This is a genomic window from Streptosporangium sp. NPDC003464 (assembly GCF_053588315.1).
On record NZ_JBSFPS010000342.1, the window covers coordinates 1 to 9,543 of the forward strand.

Here is a 9,543-nt window from a genome sequence, read left to right on the forward strand (position 1 = left end):
ACGAGGGCACATGAGGGTGCGAGACGGCCGGAAACACCGAGAACCGATGAGAGACCGGGCCGCAGGTCAGGGGCCACTCCGTGACATCGGCCCAGGTCTCAGCCGCCGCCCTTGCTGAAGTGCTGGTAGTCCCCTATGCCCCGGAAGCACACCAGGAGGATGGCACCGGCATCCGATTGGATGAGATGCATGACTGCTCATGACGTGGCCCGGCTGTTGCCCGATACCCCGGTGCTTCGCGACGTGTGCCGGTCCATGGCGGTGCTGGAGGCCATCCTCAGCCCGGACTGGGAGAGCCGCTACCACTCCTTCGACGCGGACTGGAGCCCTGGGGAGGAGATGGCCTCGATGCGGAACGGCTCGGGAGACGAATACTCCATCGTCTTCTCGGCGGCGGGTGCCTACATCCGCGGCTTCGACCACGAGGCGGTGATGAGCCCGTACGGCAACGACGGGCCGTGGCCGGGAGTGCTCGATTCGGTCCCCGAGGTCTTCCGCCACTGCGTGGCCGAGCCCGCGTTCTGCGACGAGGACGGCATGCCGGTCGTGACCGCCTGCCTGTGGCGCGAGAGCGGCGATGACCGCTGGCGGGTGGGAGAGATCGGCTACCCGGACGGCGCGAGCGACCCCGACGGCGCGACGCACCTGTTCGCGCGGCTCATCGACCTGTCTCCGGAGGCGTTCCGGCGGTTCGCCGAGGACTACTACGAGGCCCCCGTGGACCTCGACGCGGTGCGGCACGTCTATGCCCTCTGCCCGCTGACGCAAGCGGTGGTCACCGCGCTGAACGCCGACCTCACCATGCAGGACCTCGCCGACGACCTCAGGGCAGCCCGGTATCCATCCGCCGCCGGCTGAGAAGACGGTCTGCCCGTAGGGGGATGATCGTGCAACGGCTCGCGCTCTTCGATCTGGACAACACGCTCGTGAACCTGGACGAGGCGTTCCGGATATGGGCCGCGGAGTTCGCCGACAGGTACGGCCTCGGACGTGGGGCGGTTGACTGGCTCATCGTTCTCGACCAGGCGGGTTACCCGCACCGTGAGGTCTTCTTCGGCAAGGTCCGCGAGCACTTCGCCCTCGCCGAGTCGGTCGAGGAGTTGTGGGGCCGTTACCGCAAGCGCATGCCGTACCTGGTGCGCTGCCGGCCCGGAGTGATGGACGGGCTGGCGCGGCTCCGCGCGGCCGGATGGAAGATAGCCATCGTCACCAACGGGACGGCGGACAACCAGCTCGGCAAGATCCAGCGGACGGGACTGGTCGAGTCCGTCGACGCCTATGCGCTCTCCGGGCTCGAAGGCATCCGCAAGCCCGATGTCGGCCTGTTCGAGATCGCCGCCCGGCGGTGTGGCATGGATCTGGCCGGTGGGGGATGGATGGTCGGTGACCATCTGGTCGCCGACATCGGTGGGGGACGGGCCGCCGGCCTTCGTACGGTCTGGATCGACCGGGGGACGTGGCTGGGCCAGGAGCACGCGGCGGACCATGTCGTCACGGATGTGCTCCAGGCGATGGAGATCCTGCACGCGGTTCAGTGACCGATTCGGAGCCGGGGGAGACGCAAGTGTCGATCTTGCTAACCCGGGTGCTGACAACAGCGCTGGACGGCCATGGACGACCGTGGACTGAGGAACCTCACGAAGCCCGCCCGAGCAGGCCCGGAAGACGAGGGTGGACGGTCCTGGACGATCGTGTCCTCACTCGTAATGAAGGAGTCTGAGGTTCGATTCCCCAAGGCGGCTTCAGCTCAGGGGCCCTCATCCGTACCAGCGCGCGTTTTCGTGAAGGAAGGCATGGAGACGAGGTGATATCGAGCGGTCAGTCCGTATGTGCACACCTCAACGTAAAGTCCCTGAGCCTGCACCGGGCATCGACGCGTAGGGTGATCGCCGGCCAAGGACGGGCTGGTTGAGCGATCATCCACGCATGGCCACTCGTACTGTCTGAAGGACCACTCCGCGACCCGGGAAGGTCTCCGCTACTGGATCAACGTCTACACAGACCGGAGCAACGCAAGGTCGGCCGTGCCTCATGATCGAGCAGAAGCGGCCCTGGCCCGGGTCGGCGGATCGCGTCTGGCGTGGATCAGCAGGCGATAGGCGATCCAGGCGGCCCAGAAGACGAACGTGAGCCGGCTGACCTCGTTGAGTCCGGCGAGAACTGAGAGGAGAGCATCCGATCGGTCGGCGTCACCCCATAGGGTGCGGGTGTAGAGAAGGATGCTCAGCAGGGACCTGGAGCCGGTCATCAGGATGGCGAGCGCGGCAATTTTGGAATGACGCCAGGTCATGCAGCCGATGACAACGAACCAGACGCCCATGCTGCTGGAGACCATCTTTATCGGCGACCAGGAGTCCATGTAGACATATGAGCCATAGAGCTGCAGGCAGACGAGGCTCGCCAGCGGCCAGAGCGCTCCTGACGCGAGAACACATCGCTGCCATCGTGCCTGGGGGTGGAGGACACGCAGGAGCGCAGGAGTGATCAGGATGAGGGCGCTGAAGTACGTGATCTGGTCGAGGTAACCCCAGGAGATCAGCAGGAACCTCGCGTCGACAACAGCTGCTATGGCCGCGCACGCAGCCAGAACGCCGGATACGGTTATCGTTGCGCGCATTAAAGGGGTTTTGGCGTCGATGATGCCGTTCTCGGCGCTAGGTGTGCCGGCCACGAAGTGATCATGATGGTCGCCTGGTCAGGGGTCAACCCACACAGTCCTGCCATGGTGCGCGCACTGAGCTTGTCCAGCAATCCCCACCGAACCCGCAGGCCCTCCCTGATTTCAACCACATCGGGTTCGTGTCCTCGGCGTACTCAACCTCTGCGGTCATTACACCCAGGACCGATGGGTCAAGCGTGTCGCAGCCAGGACGAGGGTGCCGCCCCTACCGGATGAGAACTCTCTCTACGCCTTAAAGAGGCGATCCGCCTGCGGCGTCTCGGCGCGCGTCGGGCGGTCGCCGGCCGCGCTGCGGGTCTCAGGCGTGATCCCTGTCCAGCGACGTGATCGAGTAGTTTCCGCAGGTGGTCGGATCCGGGGTCAGAGATCATCCGGATCTACGAGGGCACCGACCAGATCCAGCGCCTCGTCATGGCCAGGTAGCTCCTCAAGTAGACCCCTGCCAAGCTCCTCAAGTAGACCCCCGCCAGGGGAAACCTGTTCTCACCGGGGAGTCTCCGGCCCTTGTCTTCCGTGCGGCCTGCGATCGGTCACACACGCCTTCTGCACCCTGGAACGGCTCCTCAAAGCGCCAGATACCGCTGGCTTGCTGGGGTGGGTCCTGCCCTGTCCGCCGTCGCGCGCTACCCAGACACGCCCGGTCCGTCTCCACCCGACCAAGCCTCACTGGCACGTTCACAAAGCCAGGACGCGGGCTGCGCCCTCGACGTCGATCTCGCCGGCCACGGAGAGGACCAGGTGGGCGAGAGCGGGGGCCAGCCCGGCCAGCGCTTCCAGAGGGTCGCCGTCCGTCTCGTGTTCCTGGATCTGCAGGCTCTTGATCTTCAGGCTCTCCAGCTGGGGCAGGATCGGGGACCTGGCGAGCGCTTCGAGGGTGCCGAAGTCGCCGGCGTCGAACTCAGCGCGGCTCAGGTCGAGGTGCCGCAGGGCGGGGTAGCCGGCCGGGTCGAGCTCGTCGAGCTGCTCGACCGGGCACTCGGTGCCGAAGACGTCCGAGCGGATCTCCAGGGCCAGGGTGACGACGCTGGGCGCCTTGCGCGGGAAGACCGCGCCGTCGGCGAGCACCGCGCCGCGCAGCCGCACCTCGGTCAGCGAGGTCAGCGCGTCGCCGTCGATCTCATCGAACAGCAGTCCGCCCTCGGCGGTCAGCTCCCGGAGCGCCGGCAGCGCATCCCACAGGCCGGTGCGCATGTCGTCCGTGAAGCCCTCGTGCAGCCGGCTCAGGGGGTCGATCGTGCCGCCGGTCGAGGTGGTGCTGTGCTCGTACAGATATGTGAAGTCGTGGCCGAAGTACAGGCTGGTCAGCCGCTCGCGCCGCTGCGTGGCGAGTGCCAGCGCGGCACGGTGCGCGGAGTGGTGGAAGTCGGTGAGGTGCAGCTCCAGCCGGCGCAGGTCGGCCGCGGCCGGGTCGGTGAGCAGCGCCTCGATCAGCGCGGCCTCCCACTGCTCCGGGTCGGTCGCATCCGCGCCGAGCCGCTCCACCAGCGCGCGGCGGCCGGAGGCCGTGTCCGGCGCCAGCCGGAACACGGCCTCGTCGAGCCGGCCGCCGGACCAGGTGAGCTGCCAGGAGCGGTCGGCGCGCAGTCCGTCGAAGTCGATCACCACGGCATCGTAGGCAGCGGGTACGACACTTCAGCCGTCCCGGCCCTTCCCGCCCACGGCCCGAGCATGCCGATCGTGGCGCAGGGCTTGCGGTGCAGGGCTCGCGGTGCAACGCGTCATCGTGCCGCATGTGGTCCGTACTCCCGTAGCGGACCATCCGTTCCGGGATCACCGCGACAGCATGTCCTGCCGGGATCACCGCGACAGCGTGGGGCACGGCGACTGGGTGACCCGTGAACGGGGGAGGCGTGGCGCCGGGCCTGGGTCCGGGGCCATTTCCGGGGCGCGAAGGTGCCCGGAACAAGCTGTTGACCGTGGGCAGTCTCCTGCGTACGTTCCGCTTGGGCCGCCTGCGCGGCACCCGGACAGGAAGTGCGCCTGCGCGGTGCCAGGAACGGAACCTGCGCGGTGCCAGGAACGGAAGGGGTGCGATGACCGCCGAACTCGACCCGAAGAAGACCTGGCCCGACATCGTCCCCGGACCGCTGGGCACGCCGCCGCCGGAGTTCGCCCGCCGCCGCCAGGAGGGGCCGCTGGACCCGGCCGCGATGCCGAGCGGGGACCTGGTGCCGGTGGCCGTCAGGTACGAGGACGTACGGACCCTGCTGGGTTCGGCGGCCTCCAGCCGCAACCTGCGTCTGCCGGGCCTGCCACGGCTGGTGAGCGGCATGGGCATCGACGACGACCCGGACGCGCTGATCAATCAGGATCCGCCGGAGCACACCCGCTACCGGCGGATCATGCACGGGGCCTTCACGCCCCGCCAGACCGAGCCGTGGCGGCCGTGGATCGCGGCGATCGCCGGTGAGCTGCTCGACGGGCTGGGGGAGGAGTTCGACCTGGTGGACGCGTTCGCGGTGCGGCTGCCGGGCCAGGTCATCTGCCGGCTGCTCGGCGTGCCGTACGCCGACTACGGCCAGTTCGTGGCCTGGACGGACATGTTCCTCACCACCTCCACCACGACCGAGCAGGTCCGCTACCAGGGCTACACCGAATTCATGGCCTACGCCCGCGACCTGGTGGCCCGTCATCGCGCGGAACCCGGCGACGACCTCATCGACCTGCTCGTGCAGGCCCGCGACGACGAGGACCGGCTGAGCGAGGGCGAACTGGTCAACACCGTGTTCTCACTGATCACCGCGGGGCACGAGACGACCACCTCGATGGTGTCCAGGGGCGCCTTCCGCCTCATGCTCCATCGCGGGCAGTGGGACGAGCTGGTCGCTCAGCCGGATCTGGCGCCCGCCGCGGCCGAGGAGATCCTGCGCTACGACGGGCCGCCGGCGAGTGCGTTCATGCGCCGGATGACCGAGGACGTCGAGCTGTCGGGCGGCACCCTGAAAGCCGGGACGGTCGTGATGCCCAACCTCAACGCCGCCAACCACGACCCCAGCGCCTTCCCCGAGCCGGAGCGCTTCGACATCCACCGCTTCGGCGCGCAGCCGCCGCAGCCGCACCTGGCCTTCGGATACGGCCCGCACCGCTGCCTGGCCGCCGCGCTGGCCAGGGTGGAGCTCACCGAAGCCGTCCGGGCGCTGGCGGTCAAACGGCCGGGGCTGCGGCTGGCCGTTCCGGCAGAGGAGGTCGAGTGGAGCGACGGCCTGACGCACCGTCCCGTCGCGCTGCCGGTCACCTCGGCCGGTCCCGGCTCCTGATGCGAGGAGCCGGGACCGGCCCGTGTTCCCGCCAACCCTCCCCCCGTCCCCGCGGAGGGCGGAGGGAAGGGCATGGCCTGGCGGGAGCGCCGGTGGCTAGTTCTCCTCGTACGGCGCGGGCGGCTCCAGGGAGGCGCACCCCTCGAAGACCCGCTTCTCGGCAGCCGAGCCGGGCTTGACCTGCTTGAATCCGGCCGGCTTCTCCTCCTTGCCGTTGGGCTGCCAGACACCGCCCGCGCGCAGGCACTCGGCCCACGCGGCGAACTTGGCCTCGTCCTCGGGTGAGGACGGTTCGGAGCTGCCGAGGATCACCGAGTCCCACTCCTTGCACGCCTTCATGGCGGCGTCGAGCTTGGCCTGGGTGACCTTGGTGACGGCACTGGTGTCGAGGTCCTGTCCCTTGATCGGGTCCGGGATGTCGATCCCGTTCTGCCGCATGCATTGGGCGAACTTCACCGCCGTCTCATGCCAGCTGGGCTTGGCCGAGGCGGAAGGGCTCGACGCGCTGGCGAAGCTCTGGGCTCCGCACGCCGTGCTCAGTGCCAGGGTGGGAAGGGCGGCCAGGACGGCGAGACGCCGCTTGGTGATCAACATGGTCTCCTCCAACAGGTCGGGACTGACTGTCCAACACTCTGGCCCGCCCCTGTGAGCGGCCTGTCCGCGCCATGTCATGAACGTGTAATAGCTTTCGAGTCCGGGCAAACCGCATGTCAGGGCGGCAGATACTGGAACGCATGGCTCGCGTGTTGCTGATCGAGGACGACCCGAGCGTCAGGGACGCTCTGACGCTCGCCCTCAAGGGCAGGGCCCACGAGGTCGAATCGGCGGCATCCGGGGAGGAAGGGCTGGAGCGGCTGGCGCGCTTCGCCGCCGACGTGGTGGTGCTCGATCTCATGCTGCCCGGCATCGACGGGTTCGAGGTCTGCCGCCGCATCCGCGCGACCACCGCTACCTCCATCGTGATGCTGAGCGCGCGGGGCGACGACTTCGACGTGGTCGGTGGGCTGGAGGCCGGCGCGGACGACTACGTGGTCAAGCCGGTGCGCCCGCAGGTGCTGGAGGCCCGGATCAGGGCGGTGCTGCGCCGTACCGACAGCGTGTCCTCGCCCGTGGAGACCTACGGCGCGCTGTGCGTGGACCGCGCCTCCCTGACCGTGAGCAGGGGCGGGCGGCAGGTCGCGCTGCCGCCGATGGAGCTGCGGCTGCTGCTGTATCTGTCGGCCGCGCCGGGACAGGTCTTCAGCAGGCAGCAGTTGCTGGAGTCTGTGTGGGAGCACGACTACCTGGGCGACTCGCGGCTGGTGGACGCGTGCGTGCAGCGACTGCGCGCCAAGATCGAGGACGTGCCGGCCGAGCCGAGATACGTGCAGACCGTGCGCGGGTTCGGCTACCGCTTCGGGCCGGTATGACCTGGCTGCGGGGGTTGCGGGCCCGATTGGTGATCACGTTCATGCTGGTGGGCGGGCTGAGCGCGGTGGGGGCCGCCGGGCTGACCTACTACAAGGCGCGGACCAACCTGCTGGCCGGGGTGCAGGATCGGTCGCTGAAGGACTTCAAGAACCGGGTGCTGCTGCTGTCGCGCGACGTCGCGCTGCCCGCCACCGACGACGAGCTCGCCCGGCTCGCCGAGGACCTCGAGGTGGGCGACCGCGAGGTGTACGTGGTCAGGGACGGCGCCGTCCCCAGCGACGCCCGCATCACCGCCGAACTGCGCCGGACCGTCCTGCGGCGGCCGGAGCTGGCCTGGCAGCGGGTGACCCGCGACGGCGTGCCGTACCTCGTGGGCGGCAGCAGGGTCATGCTCCTCGCGGGCGGCGCGCCGTCGGGGATCACCGTCTATCTCGTCGAGTCGCTCGCACAGGCCGCCGACGACGAGGCGGCCGTGCTGCGCGCCGCGCAGGCGGCGGCCCTGCCCGTCGTGCTGCTGGCGGTGCTGGCCGGGCTGCTGGCCGCGCGTGGCGTGCTGCGTCCGGTCGCCGATCTGGACCGCGCGGCCCGGCGGCTGGGCGAAGGGCGGCTGGAGACCCGCCTGCCCGTGCGCGGCGGCGACGAGCTGGCACGGCTGGCGGGACGGTTCAACGAGACCGCCGCCGCGCTGGAACGCTCGGTCGACGAACTGCGCGAGATGGAGGCCAGGTCACGGCGGTTCGTCGCCGACGTCTCCCACGAACTGCGCACCCCGCTGGCCGCCGCCACCGCCGTCACCGACGTCCTCGAAGCCGGTGCCGACCGGCTGGACGCCGATGCCGGGACCGCCGCCCGGCTGGTCACCGCCGAGGTCGCCCGGCTCACCAAGCTCGTCGACGATCTGATGGAGATCTCCCGCTTCGACGCCGGAGCCGCCGTGCTCAACCTCAACGAGGTGGACGTCGGCGCCGCCGTTGCCGCCTGCCTGCGCTCGCGCGGCTGGAGCGACCGTGTCACCGCCGACCTGCCGCCGGACATCCGTGTCGCGCTCGACCCACGCCGCCTGGACGTCATCGTCGCCAACCTCGTCGGCAACGCGCTGCGGCACGGCGCGCCGCCCGTCACGGTCCGGGTGCGCGCCGGAGGCCAGGCCGTCGTCGTCGAGATCGCCGACCACGGGCCCGGTCTGCCCGCCGACGTCCTCCCGCACGTCTTCGAGCGCTTCTACAAGGCCGACGCCGCCCGCGCCCGCTCCGAAGGCAGCGGTCTGGGCCTGGCCATCGCCCGCGAGAACGCCCTGCTGCACGGCGGTGACCTCACCGTCGCCGCCGGTCCCGGAGCCGTCTTCACCCTCGCCCTGCCGAGGGAGCGCCCGTGAGACGCCCTGCCGAGGGAGCGTCCGTGAGAACCTGGCTCCTCGTCCTGCTCCTGACAGCGTGTACGGCCTGCGGAGTCGGCCCGACCCCCGTGATCGGCGCCGGAGAGGCGGCCCGCGGCTTCGTCCAGGGCACCCGCCTGTACTTCGTGCAGCAGGACCGCCTCGTCTCCGTCGGCCGCCCCGAGGGCCCGCTGGAGGCCGCCGAAGCCGTCGAGCTGCTGACCGGCGGACCCACCTCGAAGGAGAGCGAGCGCGCCCTGGACACCCGCCTGCCCAGGAACCTGGCCGTCCGGGCGAGCGATGACGGGTTCACGATGGAAAAGGGCGCGCCGATGCTGGTGGGCGGCCGATGGCTGCTGCCGGTCTCCCGCCTGTCGCGGATGGCGACCGGGCAGCTCGTCTGCACGATCGCCGCCGCCACCGCCGCCAAACGCGGCATGGACGTGGACGACGTTCGGGTGACCGTACCGGACGGGGGGCAGGTCCGCTGTGGTGACTTCAACTGAGCGCTGTGATGGCTTCAGACGAGCTGTGACTTCAGCTGAGCGCTGTGATGGCTAAATGAGCTGTGACTTCAAATGAGCTGTGATGGCTTAGACCGTGTCCTACATGGTGAGTTTGAGATGTCGCTTATGGCAGGTCATGGCTGCAGCGAGGGTGAGAAAGGCCAGGTAGGCGTAGGGGTGACGCTCGTAACGGGGTGACAGGCGCCGGTAGCCGAACAGTCAGGAGATAGTTCGTTCGATCACCCAGCGATGACGGCCCAGTCGCTGGCTGGACTCGACGCCCTTGCGGGCGATACGCACCCCGATGCGCTTGCC

9 protein-coding genes and 1 pseudogene are annotated in these 9,543 nt (G+C 69.4%); 6 read left to right on the forward strand and 4 right to left on the reverse strand.

Annotation, left to right across the window (positions count from 1 at the left end; genetic code table 11):
- The first annotated feature begins 189 nt into the window (after nucleotides 1–189).
- On the forward strand, nucleotides 190–858 hold the full coding sequence (locus ACWDS7_RS43315) for a hypothetical protein (protein ID WP_451934035.1): 669 nt from the start codon (nucleotides 190–192) through the stop codon (nucleotides 856–858).
- Between the two features lie 23 nt (nucleotides 859–881).
- Nucleotides 882–1,538 (forward strand): HAD family hydrolase, encoded by a 657-nt coding sequence (locus tag ACWDS7_RS43320; protein WP_451934036.1) that lies wholly within the window; start codon nucleotides 882–884, stop codon nucleotides 1,536–1,538.
- Between the two features lie 491 nt (nucleotides 1,539–2,029).
- Here ACWDS7_RS43320 and ACWDS7_RS43325 read toward each other — a convergent pair whose 3' ends face one another.
- Complete coding sequence (locus tag ACWDS7_RS43325; protein WP_451934037.1) at nucleotides 2,030–2,671, reverse strand: hypothetical protein; 642 nt, start codon at nucleotides 2,669–2,671, stop codon at nucleotides 2,030–2,032.
- Nucleotides 2,672–3,355: 684 nt separating this feature from the next.
- Nucleotides 3,356–4,282: a hypothetical protein gene (locus ACWDS7_RS43330; protein ID WP_451934038.1), complete on the reverse strand. Its 927-nt coding sequence runs from the start codon at nucleotides 4,280–4,282 to the stop codon at nucleotides 3,356–3,358.
- Nucleotides 4,283–4,713: 431 nt separating this feature from the next.
- Here ACWDS7_RS43330 and ACWDS7_RS43335 point away from each other — a divergent pair, with 431 nt between their 5' ends.
- Nucleotides 4,714–5,937, forward strand: coding sequence for a cytochrome P450 (locus ACWDS7_RS43335; protein ID WP_451934039.1), 1,224 nt, complete (start codon nucleotides 4,714–4,716; stop codon nucleotides 5,935–5,937).
- Nucleotides 5,938–6,033: 96 nt separating this feature from the next.
- On the opposite strand, the gene ACWDS7_RS43340 is transcribed toward ACWDS7_RS43335, so the two are convergent.
- The gene (locus tag ACWDS7_RS43340; RefSeq protein ID WP_451934040.1) at nucleotides 6,034–6,531 is read right to left on the reverse strand and encodes a hypothetical protein; all 498 of its coding nucleotides are present in this window, start codon (nucleotides 6,529–6,531) and stop codon (nucleotides 6,034–6,036) included.
- A 140-nt stretch (nucleotides 6,532–6,671) separates the two neighbouring features.
- On the opposite strand from ACWDS7_RS43340, the gene ACWDS7_RS43345 reads away from it, so the two are divergent.
- Genes ACWDS7_RS43345 through ACWDS7_RS43355 form a run of 3 tightly spaced genes read left to right on the forward strand, consistent with a single transcriptional unit; the run spans nucleotide 6,672 to nucleotide 9,228 of the window.
- Entirely contained in the window at nucleotides 6,672–7,346 is a 675-nt protein-coding gene (locus ACWDS7_RS43345; protein ID WP_451934041.1) for a response regulator, read from the forward strand.
- Nucleotides 7,343–8,722 (forward strand): sensor histidine kinase, encoded by a 1,380-nt coding sequence (locus ACWDS7_RS43350; RefSeq protein WP_451934042.1) that lies wholly within the window; start codon nucleotides 7,343–7,345, stop codon nucleotides 8,720–8,722. The genes ACWDS7_RS43345 and ACWDS7_RS43350 overlap by 4 nt, the downstream gene beginning before the upstream one ends.
- Nucleotides 8,723–8,745: 23 nt before the next feature.
- Entirely contained in the window at nucleotides 8,746–9,228 is a 483-nt protein-coding gene (locus ACWDS7_RS43355; protein WP_451934043.1) for a hypothetical protein, read from the forward strand.
- Between the two features lie 99 nt (nucleotides 9,229–9,327).
- Here ACWDS7_RS43355 and ACWDS7_RS43360 read toward each other — a convergent pair.
- Nucleotides 9,328–9,543, reverse strand: a pseudogene (locus ACWDS7_RS43360) (hypothetical protein); the annotation flags it as partial.

Coding starts and splice junctions, on each gene's coding strand:
- ACWDS7_RS43315 (WP_451934035.1), top strand. CDS start 190: ATGACTGCTCATGACGTGGCCCGGCTGTTGCCCGATACCCCGGTGCTT.
- ACWDS7_RS43345 (WP_451934041.1), top strand. CDS start 6,672: ATGGCTCGCGTGTTGCTGATCGAGGACGACCCGAGCGTCAGGGACGCT.
- ACWDS7_RS43335 (WP_451934039.1), top strand. CDS start 4,714: ATGACCGCCGAACTCGACCCGAAGAAGACCTGGCCCGACATCGTCCCC.
- ACWDS7_RS43350 (WP_451934042.1), top strand. CDS start 7,343: ATGACCTGGCTGCGGGGGTTGCGGGCCCGATTGGTGATCACGTTCATG.
- ACWDS7_RS43340 (WP_451934040.1), bottom strand. CDS start 6,531: ATGTTGATCACCAAGCGGCGTCTCGCCGTCCTGGCCGCCCTTCCCACC.
- ACWDS7_RS43320 (WP_451934036.1), top strand. CDS start 882: ATGATCGTGCAACGGCTCGCGCTCTTCGATCTGGACAACACGCTCGTG.